The 15,587-nt window shown below is 45.9% G+C and carries 11 protein-coding genes; 4 read left to right on the forward strand and 7 right to left on the reverse strand.

Going from position 1 to position 15,587, the window contains the following annotated elements:
- Nucleotides 1–78: 78 nt before the first annotated feature.
- The 5 genes from JMI88_RS03900 to glgX form a co-directional block, all read right to left on the reverse strand.
- Nucleotides 79–366 carry a hypothetical protein gene (locus JMI88_RS03900; protein WP_201360423.1) on the reverse strand — a complete coding sequence of 96 codons (288 nt, stop codon included), beginning with the start codon at nucleotides 364–366 and terminating at the stop codon, nucleotides 79–81.
- 19 nt (nucleotides 367–385) lie between these two features.
- The gene (locus JMI88_RS03905) at nucleotides 386–1,357 is read right to left on the reverse strand and encodes an alpha/beta hydrolase family protein (RefSeq protein ID WP_201360424.1); all 972 of its coding nucleotides are present in this window, start codon (nucleotides 1,355–1,357) and stop codon (nucleotides 386–388) included.
- A 548-nt stretch (nucleotides 1,358–1,905) separates the two neighbouring features.
- Nucleotides 1,906–2,292 carry a hypothetical protein gene (locus tag JMI88_RS03910; RefSeq protein ID WP_201360425.1) on the reverse strand — a complete coding sequence of 129 codons (387 nt, stop codon included), beginning with the start codon at nucleotides 2,290–2,292 and terminating at the stop codon, nucleotides 1,906–1,908.
- Nucleotides 2,293–2,977: 685 nt separating this feature from the next.
- Nucleotides 2,978–5,587, reverse strand: a complete 2,610-nt coding sequence (locus JMI88_RS03915) for a PEP/pyruvate-binding domain-containing protein (RefSeq protein WP_201360426.1) — start codon at nucleotides 5,585–5,587, stop codon at nucleotides 2,978–2,980.
- A 292-nt stretch (nucleotides 5,588–5,879) separates the two neighbouring features.
- Nucleotides 5,880–7,985 carry a glycogen debranching protein GlgX gene (glgX, locus tag JMI88_RS03920; protein WP_201360427.1) on the reverse strand — a complete coding sequence of 702 codons (2,106 nt, stop codon included), beginning with the start codon at nucleotides 7,983–7,985 and terminating at the stop codon, nucleotides 5,880–5,882.
- Nucleotides 7,986–8,267: 282 nt separating this feature from the next.
- Here glgX and JMI88_RS03925 point away from each other — a divergent pair, with 282 nt between their 5' ends.
- The 3 genes from JMI88_RS03925 (at nucleotide 8,268) to JMI88_RS03935 (ending at nucleotide 12,340) form a co-directional block, all read left to right on the forward strand.
- Complete coding sequence (locus JMI88_RS03925) at nucleotides 8,268–9,917, forward strand: S53 family peptidase (protein ID WP_201360428.1); 1,650 nt, start codon at nucleotides 8,268–8,270, stop codon at nucleotides 9,915–9,917.
- A gap of 253 nt (nucleotides 9,918–10,170) precedes the next feature.
- A complete protein-coding gene (locus tag JMI88_RS03930) occupies nucleotides 10,171–10,890 on the forward strand; it encodes a glycine/sarcosine/betaine reductase selenoprotein B family protein (protein ID WP_201360429.1) in 720 nt (239 codons plus the stop codon).
- 202 nt (nucleotides 10,891–11,092) lie between these two features.
- Nucleotides 11,093–12,340 carry an ATP-binding response regulator gene (locus JMI88_RS03935; protein WP_201360430.1) on the forward strand — a complete coding sequence of 416 codons (1,248 nt, stop codon included), beginning with the start codon at nucleotides 11,093–11,095 and terminating at the stop codon, nucleotides 12,338–12,340.
- An 88-nt stretch (nucleotides 12,341–12,428) separates the two neighbouring features.
- On the opposite strand, the gene JMI88_RS03940 is transcribed toward JMI88_RS03935, so the two are convergent.
- Nucleotides 12,429–12,914 carry a peroxiredoxin gene (locus JMI88_RS03940; RefSeq protein ID WP_201360431.1) on the reverse strand — a complete coding sequence of 162 codons (486 nt, stop codon included), beginning with the start codon at nucleotides 12,912–12,914 and terminating at the stop codon, nucleotides 12,429–12,431.
- Between the two features lie 164 nt (nucleotides 12,915–13,078).
- On the opposite strand from JMI88_RS03940, the gene JMI88_RS03945 reads away from it, so the two are divergent.
- Entirely contained in the window at nucleotides 13,079–14,524 is a 1,446-nt protein-coding gene (locus JMI88_RS03945; protein WP_201360432.1) for a glycosyltransferase family protein, read from the forward strand.
- 157 nt (nucleotides 14,525–14,681) lie between these two features.
- On the opposite strand, the gene JMI88_RS03950 is transcribed toward JMI88_RS03945, so the two are convergent.
- A complete protein-coding gene (locus tag JMI88_RS03950) occupies nucleotides 14,682–15,446 on the reverse strand; it encodes a dienelactone hydrolase family protein (protein WP_201360433.1) in 765 nt (254 codons plus the stop codon).
- Nucleotides 15,447–15,587: the final 141 nt, after the last annotated feature.

The following is a 15,587-nucleotide window of genomic DNA, read 5'->3' on the forward strand; positions in this document are numbered from 1 at the left end:
CGTACCATTGTAACAGAAATGAAGAAATGAGTGAACGCTACTAGAGCTTTTTCCTCTTAATCATGCTGATCAGGGTTTCTATACAACCGTGACTTTTGTCGGTCTGTTTTGCCATAATACGATGATGCAGCGCGGCATAAGGATGACACCAGCGATTGCAATCCAGAGCGCCGTGATTGGAGCAAAGAGATGACCAAATAACCAGATTCCTAGCCAACCTCCTAACCAACCTGCGCACCCTCCTGTTATCAGCATGCCTGGCCAGTACCATTTTGACCATTCTTTTGGCTGCAGATGCGCTGCGATAGCTAGCATTCCAATACATAAACCGATAATGAGCCACAGAGATACCGATGCTAATGACATGAATTCTCTCCTTTTCTGGCTATGAGCCTGCATAGAGCAAATTATCCAGTATGCTAAACAGGTGAAAGCCATCACCTGCTAGTTGCCCCAGGTTCAGGCCAGAACGTACTTCGACATGATCAAAGATGTGGAATTCTACGTATTCATGCTTATGCTGCAATCGGGTTAACGCTGCGTCAAATTCTCGTGTTTCTGTGACGGGCAGCGAGCCATCATTGCGATCATGTAGCAAAAAAATTGGCGCGCGAATATCTTTGATCACCCGTTTTGGGGAGAGGTCTGCCAGCAACTGTTGTATATCTGGCGGGAGAAGCTTCATATTATTTGCAACTTGTTGCGGTTCATCCCCTTTGAGTAAATGGTAGACTGCTTGCGCTCCCGGCGATAATGTTTGTAGCTGTACACCAGTCAGTGGCTGAGCATTGCTGGCTAGCGCAGTTCTGAGTGTGGTTTGTTCGTCATAGGAAAATTTCTTTGTCGTCATGTTTGTGAGAACTTGTATCGGAACGTTAATGGGATGCCAGGCTTCGGCCTTGCCATCTATCATCATACTTCTGCTTCCAAAGGTTTCTAAGAGGGTCCTTGTATCAAAGTATCCTCCAAAGGCAGCTACATAAGCAACATCGTCTTTGATACGGGGATCTGCGGCGGCAAAACAGGTAAGCGGTACCCCACCACTAAAAGCAATCATACCACTATGCCTGCCTACCATTCCTGGCAGACTCTCCAGTTTTTTGAATGCTTGCACTGTCGCATCAGTATCTTGTACGGAAATATCGTAGTCCATCAAGGTTGGAGTCGTCATGTCCATTACTATCAGTCCTGTGCGGGCGAACGCTTCCGATAGATTGATTAACTGCGGCACTTGTCGGTTGTCTCCTACTCCTGGAACAATCAGTACTCCACCGCGTGCACTTTTGATTACAGGACCCGAACCTGTCGGCATAAATATATCCAGGTACACAGGGCCGCTCTGCGAGGCAATGGTCATTTGCGTATGCTTGATGGATTCACCGTTGCTGATCAGTATTCCGGGTTGCGTGGCGGAAATAAGCGCAGGGAGAATAAAGAGAGATCGTATTATTGATCGTCCCCAGGGAAATACAGAAAAACAAACACCCACGACCAAGAGGATACTTAACAGTATCCTTATGCTTTTATGCCTTTTCTTAAGCGACTTATCACCTTTATGCCTGTCTTCCTTGTTTGGAGGCGCATTAAGAGAATCATTGTCAGAGGGTCCCGATATTTTCTGGTGAGACATGGTATGTTTCCGCCTTCCAGCTCTTTCTTTTAAAGATACTACTTAAACGCAGTTTCTCTAAGACCAGTATAGGTGAATATCTTGCTTGAACAATAGGGGCATTTGCCCTATTGTTCAAGCAAAAAAGAGCACGACCAATAACTCTCTGTTTTGCCGGTCGTGCTCTTCTAAAGAACCTTTAAAGGGGCTCAGCCTTTTGATATTTCTGGTTTTCAACACCACTTTGAGGCAGAAACCGTTTGCGCTTCCTCTAATGATAGAGAGGGTGTGCCTACTTATCGATCTATATCTGGATCCATGTCGTCCTCATCGGTAACCAATCCCAGATATACTCCCATCCATCCAGCGATGAAATGCGAACGCCAGAGTCCTTGCTCAAAAGCGTTCAGGTTAGTTGGTACCAGATGCTCAATAATCATTGTAAATTGTTTGTCATCTAGAGGTACGGGATTCGGGCATTCATGATCTTCAATAAATGTAAAATGGGCACGAATACCTGTTCGATAACCATGCTCCACTGCACTCTCATAAATAGTTTGCTCGGATAAACCAATGCGTATACGTTTTCCAAACGGCAGATCAGTCCCAGGCGAGTAGACCAGATCACCAATTTTTTCCAAAGGTGGTGGCGGAACTTCATTTGATCGAGAAGAGAAAGACATTAGAGAACCTGCTTTCTGCGTGTAAACCGTACTTACATTTTACAAATCAACACATATTAAAATATGATTTGGTTAGCACAAGGCTCCTGAATAAGACCAATTCAATAGGCCCTCTCGGAGTTCTATCCCCGTGAGTTCTAGATAAATAATGCTCCCTTCCTTGGGACTGTATTTATCACATCAACCGCTGACTCTATTTTACATTCAACCTATTCCATAAGACAAATATATCTTACAATCCGTAATTTTTATTACTTTTTGGTGAGTTACTTTTACTTTCTTTTTCGATAAAAAATACATGTATATCTATAAATCAGAAATAAATTACTAAGCGGCGATACACATAATGGTAATAATTTTCTGAAGGGAATCGTCTATTCGCTCCATTGCTTCAATCTCTCATCAAAAAGCACCTGCTATGAAAATAAGAGTAGGGATACAGCTCCTCCAACTAGGGAATTTGTAACAACCAGGAGGTAGTATTCTGTTAGCTGGCAATAGTGCATTTTTTGCTGAATGCTTATATACTGCAACAGTTATCAAACCCGTGAGAGCCCTCATAATTTTCCTTTAGTGCATAGAGAGATCAGGTGATAATACATTAATGAAAGATGAAAAATCCGGACAATGAAGGGCGTATTGAGATGAGATGTTAATACACCCTTCGTTTCCTGGTTCAAAACAACTATTCAATTGAAGATGAATGCTCTGTACTGAGTATCTCTACAGTGCCCTGGGTGCCATTGACTCGCACTCGATCTCCTGTGTGCAGACGCATTGTTGCGTTGCCACAGCCGACAACAGCTGGTATCCCTAGTTCACGCGCCACGATAGCAGCATGGGATAGTGGTGCTCCGACGTCGGTCACAATAGCTGCTGCGCGCGGAAAGAGGGGTGTCCAGCCTACATTAGTTACAATAGTGACCATGATCTCTCCTGGTTGCAGCCGGTTGCCTTCGTCAGCGTTGGCAATCACCCGTACCGTTCCTTCAATGATACCTTCAGCGCCTGGAAAACCGGTAATCACAGCTCCTGTAGGAATATGGATATCATGGCGTGCATCAAAGACGTCGCTACGACGCTGAGGATCTGACGCCCATTGCACTGGATCGAAATGCCCACAAATGAGTGCCGGGTATGGTGGTAGTTTGCGGTAACGCTCATAGGTGGCTTTCCGTGTTGGGATATGTTCTAAAACTGATTTGTTGCCTCTAAGAAATTTGATAATCTCATCAATCGTTAGAAAGAATAGTCCATCATCCAGACCGGTAAGCTCTCCTGCCCGGACAACAAATGTGCGCAGCGCCCAGAAGGCCCGCACAACTTCAGATCGAGCCGTTTCGCGGTCGCGAAATATACGCGCCGCTTTGCTCAGGCGTTTTTGTATGCTTGCGGCTTTCCGTGGATAGCGCTGCTGAAATCGCTCCCATGCGGCCGCCCGTAAGTCTTTCTGGCGCGCCAGCAGTGCATCTACATTCACTGGTGCTTCGTGCAGGCTGCGCAGTTGTTGATCAATCCAGGCTGCATCTTCTGCCGGACGTGGAAGCGAGACTTCAAATTCGTTCGGACAGCGGTGGCCGTACAATCGTACAAAAGTAGCACGATCGATCTCGCCGCGATCCAACCGACTCAATCCCAATAATAGATCCAGGCTTGCCAGCTGGTTGGTCTCTATACCCAGCCCGGATAGTAATATGTTAGCGTCAGCATTACCGATTAAGCGGCGCAGATCACTGCTGATCCAGATCATAGCATTTCCATCTTGCCTGGCTGCTGCTTCTAACATGCTGCTACACTCGCGAAAAAAAGGCTCCAGGTCTCGCTGCCAGATATCGACCAGCTCTGCTGCGCTAGACGCGTTCTGCAGTCGAGTCCGTAATTCTTCGCTGTGCTTTGGTGCTTCGACCAGAAATTCGGCTAGCTTCTTTTGATTGGTTCGCAGACGCCTCTGGAGTTGTATGGCGATCACCATTATGGCTTTGAGCAGTTTCCAACGAGAGGCTGGTAGGAGAGGGATCTCCATATCATCAGGAATATGCCCAAAAACTTCTTCCACTACGGTCATGAGACGCTTTTTGCCTGCTCCGAATATGCTAGATATGGTTGTGGTCAGGCTCTGGTTCATGTAAAAACGTCCACCAATATTACCTATTGGCATATACTCTTTAATTCCTTTTGCAAACATTGGTGATGTTGCTTCGGACATAAAAATCTGGATTAATGACCAGGTACAGGGTGTCATGACATCGGGTACAGCTTCACCCAGGTTCGCATTCGTCCATAAGCAATTGCTGGTCAGACTGTCATTCCACGTTTCAAACTCTACATTTTTACTGCTTAAGGTCGTAATTGGGCGGGCTTGCACAATAAAGAAATGCCCATCCTTGAATGCCCACTCGATGTCCATTGCTTGATCGTATAATTTCTCTATCTCTATACCAATATGCGCCAATTCCATCGCTTGCTTGAATGTAAGTACGGGGACCGTGCGCTTATCTTGTGGGACAGGTACTTCATGCGTGCCTTGAGGAGTACGCACTGTCATTAGCCTTTTCTCGGCCACTTCCTGCTTGCTAATCCTGCCGCTTGCCTTTTCCACTATTATGGTGTCGGGCGTGACCAGACCTCCCACCAACGCCTCTCCTAATCCCCAGGTAGCATTGATCATCATTTGGTTATGCTCTCCGCTTAACGGATCTACGGTGAAAAGTACTCCTGCGGCTGTAGCTGCAACTAGTTCCTGAACTACGACAGCCAGGCTCACATCCTGTGAGGAAATATTATAGCGTGCGCGATAGCTTATGGCTCGCGCCGTCCACAGCGAGGCCCAGCAACGTTTGACCGCGTCCAGTACGCTCGCTTGTCCGTAGATGTTAAGATACGTTTCTTGCTGACCTGCAAATGACATTCCAGGTAAATCTTCGGCCGTGGCCGATGAGCGTACGGCTACGGACAATTCGTCTCCACCTAGCTCTATATATGCTAATTGAATCGCGGTGGCAATCTCTTCAGGCATATGGCCTTGCTCGAATAGCTGGCCGATTTGCTGGGCGGCGGCTTCGAGTGCTGATACATCCTCTGCTTTTATGCTGGTTACTGCTAGAATTTTTTCTTGTAACTTATTCACTTCAACAAAACGCCGATAAGCATTGGTCGTGATGTGAAATCCATGTGGTATGGGCAAGCCAGCTGCTGCCATGCGTGCCAGGGACGCCCCTTTTCCTCCCACCTGCTCCAGGGTCGCTGACGCTGCGTCTAGAGCCACAACAAAGGGCAGAGTCTGTTCAACACTCATCTCTCCTACTCCTCTCTTTCTCCCTAAAGAGATCTATTTTTATAGCGCTTATATTTCTAAAGCGATCGTATATCTCTGGTGACATTAATCAATTCTAGGCTATAGGAAGCCATGGTCTTTTCGAGAACTAGCGCAGGCGGTCCAAAAGGTGTACATGAAGAGCTACGACCAGGTAACGCTTTAGCTGCTGTAACTATTTCAATTTTATGACTAAATCACCTGATTTAGTCATAAAATTGCCTGCAAGGAATATAGCTCGAGAGATGTAAAAAGTCAAGTGGCGCGGGAAAGCTTATCGGTCCTGGTAGGTGGATGGGCGTTTGGCACTCACCAACACGACAATACTGTGAGGTTCAAGTCCATATTTGTTCTCTATAGTGTATGGGGCTTGTTCTTGTTGCACAATATCATTAGGACTTGCCAGGGCTGTGTCGATGACTCTTTTCCAGGCTTTCTCTTTGCCTGCTAGTGGGATTTCAAATTCAAGCCTGGCAAAATCCATATTCATCATGACATGGATGTCATGTGTTTCTTCACCTGCCCAGATAGTAAAAGCCAGTACACGTGAGGCTGGATCATCCCAGCCAGGATTCCCTAGTTGACAACCATGCCATTCAATGTCTTTTTTACCATGCCTGTCTGTGATGCCGCTGAAAAAACGCTCTCTTCTGACACTGGAGTACTGTTTGCGGAATGCAATCATGCGCTTGAAGAACTGAAGCAACTCAGCGTTCTCTTCGAGCAATTCCCAGTTAAACCAGGTGATTTCGTTGTCCTGGCAATAGGCGTTATTATTCCCTTGCTGTGTGCGACGTACTTCGTCTCCAGCTAGCAGCATAGGTACTCCCTGAGAAATAAGAAGGATGGTCAAAAAGTTTTTTATTTGCCTGCTTCGTAGTTGTTGTATGTCTGCGTTCTGCGTCTCTCCCTCTACACCATGATTCCAGCTGCTGTTATAATTGAGGCCATCTCTATTGTTCTCTCCATTCATTTCGTTGTGCTTGTCATTATAGGACACCAGGTCGTTGAGCGTAAAACCATCATGGCAGGTGACGAAGTTAATACCATTAATTGGTCTCTGTCCGGGTTCGCTAAAGATATCCTGGCTGCCAGCTATGCGTGATGCTACGGCCCCGACAATTCCACTATCCCCTTTGACAAAGCTACGAATGGTATCTCGATATTGTCCATTCCAGACCGCCCACCGATAGCCAGGGAAATTTCCGACCTGGTAAAGTCCTGCTGCATCCCATGGTTCAGCAATGATTTTGGTGTCAGCTAAAATGTCCGATAGCTCAATTGTCCAGAGAACTGGTGCATATTCCATTGGCTTGCCGTCGACTCCTCGACTCAAAATAGAACCTTCATCAAAACGAAAACCATCTACATGCATTTCTTTAACCCAGAAAACCAGGCATTCGGTGATTAGTTTGGCTACGATAGGATGGTTGCAATTAAAGGTGTTTCCACATCCTGAGTAGTTGAGATAGGTTCGCTTGTCATGAGGATCTAGAAAATAGTAGATACGATTATCTATGCCTTTGAAACTGATGGTCGGCTCGTTCTCGTCCCCTTCACCAGTATGGTTAAAAACAACGTCTAGGATGACTTCGATGCCAGCTTTGTGTAAGGCTTTGACCATGTCTCGAAATTCATTGATATGATTTAGGCCTTCCGCATCAATGCAATAGCCAGGGTGTGGAGCAAAATGGCAAATTGGATCATAGCCCCAATAGTTGCTGAGCCGCTCTCCCGTAAGGGGATTGGTACGGCTCACGCTGGTTGGATCAAATGCAAAGACAGGCATCAATTCTACCGCAGTAATACCCAGCTCTTGCAGGTATGGAATTTTTTCTATTAGAGCGGCAAATGATCCAGGATGAGCGCTGTGTGATGAAGGTGAACGAGTAAAACCACCAACGTGCATCTCATAAATAATAGTCTCACTCATTGGTTTGTTTAGACATTGATCCCCTTCCCAGTCGTAGTTGGAGATATCTACCACGGTACTTCTTAAAGAGGTTTCAACATTGTCGGCCTCACCAATGGCATCACCTCGCTGCCATAAGTCGGTGGTAATACCCCGGCAATATGGATCTATCAAGACTTTGTTGAAGTTAAAACGATCACCGGTAATTTCTGTTTGTGCTGCTCCAAAGATGCGATAGGCATAATGTGCGCCCGCTTTCAATTCTCTTACATAGACATGCCAGAAATGAAATGTGCGGTTTTTTAATTGATCTAGCAGAATAGTTTGAATAGGAATAGTGTCGTTGCTTTTCTCAAATAGTAATAGTTCGATATTCGTGGCATGTTCCGAAAATATCGAGAAATTTATTCCGTTAGCATCTGGTGTGGCTCCTAAAGGACGTGGGCGACCTGCTTCAACAATATACATTGCTTTCCCTTCCTGTGTAATTCTGCTATATATAACGGTGAGTCGTTGCTATAGTTACTCTGCAAGTGAAGGTTTACATCCTGAAACTATATTTTTAAATCAACCCTTCAGTCGATGCTTTCTCCCATGTTTCACTCTATACTCCTGATAAGAAAAATCATTATATCATTGAATTAATTGGGGTTGCTAACACACTTATTGTGTTTCACCTCCAGCACATTCTTTGCGCTGCCGCAACGAGCCTTCTTCCGGATGATGTTAAGGTGGGAGGAGTGACATCCTATGAAACATGTACTCATCGTTGTTGTACTCGTTGTTCTGAACTTTGTGCTTGCTTTTGTTCCCCTTTTTACTGTGCGGTTTTCTGCTTCTGCTTCTATTGATCCTGTCACTGATCCTGTCACGACCCGGTGGCTGGACGCACAACCAATCACTCACGATATCCCTCTAGATAAAGAGGCCGTTCTGGTGAATCAAAAACAGTTCGCCTGCTTAGTCCGTCTCACACCACCTCGTTGTTATACACCACAACAAATTCGTCAAGCTTATCATATTCAACCTCTGCTCGAGGCTGGCATTACGGGCAAGGGGCAGACAATTGCCATTATCGGCTTTTTCCATAACCCTAATCTATACACCGATTTGCACATTTTTGATCAGCTATTTGGGTTGCCAGACCCTCATCTCTCTATTTTTGCTCCTTTAGGATTGACCCCTTTCGATAGCAAGAACCCCAAACAATCACTCGCTGCACAGGAGATTAATTTAGATGTGGAGTGGGCCCACGCTATCGCACCAGAGGCGGCAATCAATCTTGTTTTGAGCAAATCGGCTGGCTTTGAAGATCTTTATATAACAACTCGGTTTGCTATTCAGCATAATCTGGGTGATGTGATCACTCAAAGTTATGGCTTTCCGGAAACTGCTATTGCTATAAGTTCGCTGCGCAAAGAACATGCGCTGTTTGAGACTGCACGTGCCAGAGGCATCTCGGTTTTTGCTTCTTCCGGAGATCGTGGACCGCTGGAGCCTATATTTAGTGATGATTTGTCTAAGATTATTGCGTTCGGCCCTGGTGTGCAATATCCTGCCAGTGATCCGTTAGTAACCAGCGTGGGAGGGACGAATTTATCTTTATTACCTTCGGGTATATATCAACATGAAGAGGTCTGGAGTAACAGGCTTGGCTCGACCGGGGGTGGCTTTAGCCGGCGCTTTCTACGCCCCTCTTATCAGGATGGTTTTGTTGGCGCTAGCCGTACCCGTGGCGTACCTGATGTGGCTTACGTTGGAGATCCCACAACTGGGGTGCCCATTATCTTTACCCTTAAAACGGGCCCATCTTTTATTCCCATTGGTGGCACAAGCGCTGGGACACCGCAATGGGCCGCCTTAGCTGCATTAGGCAATCAATTGGCTGGCAGAAGGTTAGGATTTTTGAATCCTTCGCTTTACTCACTTAGTAAAAATTCTTTATATTCAGAAATCTTTCACGATATTCTAACTGGTAGCAATTCGTTGACTGTCCAAGTCCTGAAATCAACGGTAACCTTTCCTGGATATAACGCCAAACAAGGTTGGGATCCAGCTACAGGACTGGGTTCTCCGGTCGCCTTTCGGCTACTGACGGCATTGGTTCAGAGTGAAGCATTCCAGCCAGTTACGCTGTCCCATGCAAACAAACCATTGTCATCTCATGCGCCGTTGCAGAGGCGACACTACGCTTTCAATGACCTCAATAAGTCCAGGCGCTACACTTTCAATGACCTCAATAAGCCCAGGCGCAATAAGAAAGTGTATCGTCAGACCTTTATCCGACATTACCACCATCGCCACCTGAACAACAATACTCATTTCCGCTCCTATCCAAACAGCAACAATGCTCATTTCCGCTCCTACCACGTTCATGCTCCCAGGAGCTTAACTTGCTAGTTGCATACTCCCCCCTTGATAGAGAAAAGAGTACCCTGGTCTTTAGTTACCAGAAGTACGTTTTCAGGCACAATACTTCTATTTGTGCCATTATTATAGTCAATAAGACATTCTCATGGTACGCTACGTGATAGCACAGATCTCTATACGATAGAACCACTCACCAGTCAGCTCATGGCTCTTTGATCATGTGTCATCTTGTCACGATATATATTTGCCAGGATCGCTGACTTAAAAGGAGGGACCAGATATAATGCCAATGTCAAAACGCTGTATTCCCTATACTCCTCGCAATCGAGAGTTAAAAGATACTGTTTTTGCGCTTATCAGTACCGCGGGCGTCCATTTACGTGAACAAGAACCTTATAACGTTGATGGTGACAATAGCTGGCGTCTCATCCCTGGCGAAAGCAAGAGTAATCAGTTGATAATTACCCATAGCCATTATGATCATCATGATGCGGATCAAGATATCAATTGCGTCTTTCCTCTCGATCGATTACGCGATCTGGCAGCGCAAGGTATCATTGGCGGAGTCAGCGATAAACATCTGGGCTTCATGGGCTTTACACAAAATTTCCGAGAGCTATATGAAAAAACAGCCCCGGAAATGGCAAAAGTGATTCTGCGCTCGAAAACAGATGGCGTAATCTTGACTGCTGGCTGTCCTCTATGCCATCGTGTGGTTTGCGCTATCGCACGCGAGGTGGAAATGGTTGGCATTCCAACGGTTCTTATTACAGTTGCACCTGAGCAATCTAGACAGGCCGGACCTCCACGGGCTATTGCTCCCCGGCACTTTAAACTTGGTCATAGCCTGGGTGGCCCCCACCAGATTAATCTCCAACAACAGGTGCTATTGGATGCGTTAAAGCGCTGGGAGGCCCGTGAGGAACCTGGTCATATCTGGGATATTGCGTATCCTGAGTATGACAGCAGCGATTGGCAACCTATCTACCTCCAGGAGAGCTAAGCTAACAGGTATTGGTATCGCCAATCCATCCAGAGCTTACAGCATCTGGCTTTGTATGACGGCTTTGGCTTGCAAATTCCAATGTCTTCGTTGAATGCATTGCCCCTTCCAAACACATTTCTCAGGAAAAAACATTTGACGAAACAATTTAACCTCGTCCTTCGTATTATATAAAAAACAGGTAGAAATAGGTCTAGACATTATGGATGAAGAAATCAACAACTCGCCAATCCTTATTGTAGACGATGATGCGGCTCTGTTACAGGCTCTTCCCCAGGTCGTAGATCTGCGTATGAAAAATGTTCAGGTGGAGACAACAGATTCAGCTCAACATGCACTTGAGCGCATTAAAGAGTATGATTTTGATGCGGTTATTAGTGATATAAAGATGCCAGGAATGGATGGCATTGAGCTGCTATCACATATTCGCGAGCTGCGCCCCGATACTCCGGTGCTGCTGATTACGGGCCATGGTGATCATGGTCTGGCTATTAAAGCGATCAGAGGCGGTGCTTATGATTATATTCTAAAGCCTATTGATCGCGATGCCTTTGTTAATGCGTTGCAGCGTGCTATCCAGACACGGCAATTGCGACGTAAGGTTACTGAACAGCAGTTGGCATTATCCCTTCATGCTAAATCGCTCGAACGCCTGGTGGAAAAACGCACCAGAGAACTGGTTACCGCCAACGCTACTAAGGATAAATTCCTTGATATCGTTTCTCAAGAATTGAAATCTCCGCTTTCCAATTTGAAAGGCATGACTCAGTTGATGCTCCATCAATTAGAACGAGGGGATGCGACAACAGCAGTGCATCAGGGCCTGGTTGATATGGAGCGTTCTATTACACGTACAGAGGTGCTAGTCCAGGATCTGCTTGATACCTCGTTAATGGAGACAAATCTGTTTGTTTTGCATCGCCAGCGCTATAATCTGGTAGATTTGTGTCGTCAATTGCTTGATGCTTATACTACACGCGCCGTACTTTCACTCAATTGCGAATTATTGGGCGATCCTATTGAGGTGGAAGTTGATAAGGATCGTTTTTCACAGGTCCTTATTAATTTATTCTCCAATGCGCGCAAATTTTCTAAGAAAGGTACACCTATCACTATTACACTCCAGCAGAGTGGCTATGAAGTCATTGTTTCGGTTCAGGATATGGGCGCTGGTATAGCAGAGGAGTATCTTCCTCATATCTTTGAGCAGTTCTATCGTGTGCCGGGAGTTGAGATTCAGTCAGGTAATCGCGCGGGCCTTGGACTTGGCCTGTTTATTGCTCGCAAAATTGTGGAGCGCCATGGTGGACATATTGAGGTACAAACAGTGCTTGGACAAGGGAGCGTTTTCAGCGTGGTGCTACCTGTTTATGTCGATCCAGCTGACACACACCATCCCGAGCCTCCTCCTTCTCTACATACTCAGGCTGTCTGGACCATTACACATTAAATTTCTCTGCGAGCAACAAACAACCAGGCCGAACTGCAAATATTTGCCGCCCGGCCTGGTTGTTTGTTGCTCGCATGTGTTTTTGAGTTTACAGTCTGCGTAAAGCTTCAAAGAGATCTTCGTTATCAGGCATTTCTCCAGGCGCGTGCTGTACTTCAATATAGCGGATGACGCCTTCTTTATCAATAACGAAGAGGGCACGCTCAGGCATGCCTGCCGCATGACGCACGCCATACAGATCAACCACCGAACCCTGAGGATAGAAATCTGATAGATGTGGAAATGTTGTATGCATGGATTGTGACCAGGCATTGAGTGCATAAGTACTATCCATGCTGATGCTCACTACTTCAGTATCAAAGTCATGAAAACGCTCAAGCTCAGCCTCGTATGAGGGCAGTTGCGCGGAACAAACACTACTGAATGCAAACGGAACAAAGGCCAGGACGACGTTTTTCTTGCCGCGGAAATCCTTGAGGTGCCATTGCTCATTTTTTGCGGTCTTCAATGTAAAATCCGGTGCCTTATCCCCCACTTTCAGGGTTTTCGTTTCGGTACGGTTTCTACTGTCCATAAGAAAATCCTTCCACTAAAAATATCCCTGTTTCAAACAGGGCCAACTATGCGTCTTGTAGTTATAGTTACGATGAAAGATAATATTCTTGAACACGCTGCTCGCGATTGTAGCATTGCCACCAAATACTGTCAAATCTACGTAAAGAGAGGGTTTACGGACTTTTGTTACACAAAAAAACTATGCATGAGATAGATGATAAAGCCGAACTTTTTTATGTAAACATACAGCAGAAGTTATCTGGTCGTGGAGGTCTGGTAGGTGCTATTCCTATCCTTGTTATCACTTTGCTAATGTTTATTGGCGCAGCTGCACAAAGTTTTTGGCCGGAGACCGATCCTGCTCGCTACCAGTGCTATGCCCTTACGTTCTGGCTCGGCAGTAACGCAACCCACCTGCTTCCGTCAATACAATGTTCTTTTCTGAATCTATCTGGCACCCAGTCGGCATTTCATATGCTGCCACGTGAATACCCCCCGCTTACATTGCTGCCATTTTCTCTCCCTCTCCTTGTTCCCCTGGCCTATTATCAGGTGGCTTTTGCCTTTTTTATGTCACTTATTATTTTATTTGTCTATTGGCTTTTGCTGCGCTATGGACCTCAGGGAGGGGCAATCGCTTTTCTTATTTTCCTGGTTATCGGCGCCTGTGCGCTAGCCCCTATGCGCTACGATTTGTTGCCGGCTGTCTGTACATTGCTCAGCCTGATTATGGCTCAACAGAAACGTTGGCGTATTGCCTATGTAATATTAGCGATTGCGGTACTGCTAAAAATCTATCCAATCCTGCTCTTTCCTGCTTTTTTTATTGCTGAACAACAAAGTAATGAACGTTTCTATGTACAAAAAAATAGTGCACTGAGCAGTTTACCGTCCCAACTCTATCGCACTTTGATGGGATGCGTGCGCTGGCGATGGCTCAATTGTCTGCTTTTCTTTGCGCTTCTGGTTGCTGTTACTGGCTTTTTTGCGCTGCTAGATGTTCATAATGCCGTTATCAGTCAATTCTCATATTTCTTGCAACGTCCGATTCAGGTTGAGTCCATGGGGGGAAGCTTTTTATGGTTGGCTCATCTGGGTGGCCTGCACTGGCGCATCGTCTATGATTTTGGTTCGATCAATATGTATACTTCGCTCAATGGGCTTGTTTCACCGCTCTTGACCCTGGTGTTTGCGCTAAGTGTCGCCTACATTTTCTGGCTGCAGTGGCAGTTGCGTATAACGCTGCCCCAGACAGTCATTGCTCTTACGCTGGCATTTATTACTACAGGCAAAGTTTTTAGCCCTCAATATTTGATCTGGCTTATTCCTCTTTTAGCTTATGCTGGTGCTTTTAATAAGCCCTGGACCATCCTTTGGGGCTCGGTTTCCCTTTTGACGACATTGATCTATGTGGTTTTTTACTCACAAATTTTGGATTCCGCACATATCCATATGCCGGTGGGATTCTTTGAGGTAGCTGCCATCCGCAACGTTTTGCTTACAATCCTGACGCTGGCATATCTTTTTAATTGGTTTCGCACACGAGAAGAACAGATTATTGCACCAGTAAATCCTACAATAGCACCGCCATCGGTATCAGTTCCTTTACCGCCGCCTATGGAAAAATAATGCCCTATAGCTTGAGGTTGTTGTCTTGCTTCGCGTGGATGGTGCGTATTGATGCAGAAGTATATATCTAATGATGGTGCGCTCTTCATCTTTTTAGCAGAAGAGCACACCATTATGCCATTAAGTATAGCGATGATGTCTGCAAAACAAGCAGTAGTTATCGGCTTGTGTGGGCAGAGATAAAACGCAGCACTCGATTCCACGCGTCTATTGAGGCTTCTGCGAAATCGGTAGCACGGCGATCAAAGAAGCTGTGGGGGGCACCTGGATACGTAACTATTTCGTGCTCTATTCCAGCACCTTCTAGCTTCTGCTCCAGAGTCTGCACCTGGTCGGTGGGTATTCCTTGATCGGCTCCACCAAAAAGGCCAAGTACTGGATATTTGATTTCCTCGGCACGGTCAAGTGCTGTTCCTTCTCCGTCAATGTTACGACTCATGCCTGCATAGAAACCGATTAAGCCTGCAAATCCAAAATCCTGGGTACCACTAAGTAATGCTAGCGTGCCGCCCAGGCAAAATCCTACTGGGAATGTAGGTAAGTTGCTTCCCTGACTGCTGTGTAGATGGTCCTGTGCTGCTTTTACATCAGAGAAAAATGATGCAAGATGCAGTTGTTGAACATGTGGCCAGAAGTCAAATGAGTCGTCACGCGAGGTGAGACCAGCAGTGCGTCCGAAATAGTCTATCGCGACTGCCCGAATACCCGTTTCTGCAAAACGCAGTGCTAGCTCTTTATAAAATTGATGTAATCCACGTACATCTGGATAGATAATGACCTGAGCACCCAGCGACTTGTCAGGATAAGCACTATAGGCGGCAAAACGATTGCCATCAGCAGCGGTCAATACTATATCTTCACCATGGGCGCTACCACCCTCAATTGGTGGTAACGGCGGGCGGGCGTTGTCGTCATAGCACATAAATACTTTCTCCTTTTCTTCTGCTTTACAAATCATTTTCAGTACCACTACTTGCTACGTGTATAGGATACAACATCTAGCACACATCAAATTGTATACAGGCTGCAGATACATGAAGTAGAGCAGGCAACAGGGGTGATT

Source organism: Dictyobacter formicarum (assembly GCF_016587435.1).

Bases quoted from the DNA above. Each gene is read 5' to 3' on its own strand.
- JMI88_RS03930 (WP_201360429.1), top strand. From the start codon at position 10,171: ATGCCAATGTCAAAACGCTGTATTCCCTATACTCCTCGCAATCGAGAG.
- JMI88_RS03925 (WP_201360428.1), top strand. From the start codon at position 8,268: ATGAAACATGTACTCATCGTTGTTGTACTCGTTGTTCTGAACTTTGTG.
- JMI88_RS03910 (WP_201360425.1), bottom strand. From the start codon at position 2,292: ATGTCTTTCTCTTCTCGATCAAATGAAGTTCCGCCACCACCTTTGGAA.
- JMI88_RS03900 (WP_201360423.1), bottom strand. From the start codon at position 366: ATGTCATTAGCATCGGTATCTCTGTGGCTCATTATCGGTTTATGTATT.
- JMI88_RS03950 (WP_201360433.1), bottom strand. From the start codon at position 15,446: ATGTGCTATGACGACAACGCCCGCCCGCCGTTACCACCAATTGAGGGT.
- JMI88_RS03940 (WP_201360431.1), bottom strand. From the start codon at position 12,914: ATGGACAGTAGAAACCGTACCGAAACGAAAACCCTGAAAGTGGGGGAT.
- JMI88_RS03905 (WP_201360424.1), bottom strand. From the start codon at position 1,357: ATGACCATTGCCTCGCAGAGCGGCCCTGTGTACCTGGATATATTTATG.
- JMI88_RS03935 (WP_201360430.1), top strand. From the start codon at position 11,093: ATGGATGAAGAAATCAACAACTCGCCAATCCTTATTGTAGACGATGAT.
- glgX (WP_201360427.1), bottom strand. From the start codon at position 7,985: ATGTATATTGTTGAAGCAGGTCGCCCACGTCCTTTAGGAGCCACACCA.
- JMI88_RS03915 (WP_201360426.1), bottom strand. From the start codon at position 5,587: ATGAGTGTTGAACAGACTCTGCCCTTTGTTGTGGCTCTAGACGCAGCG.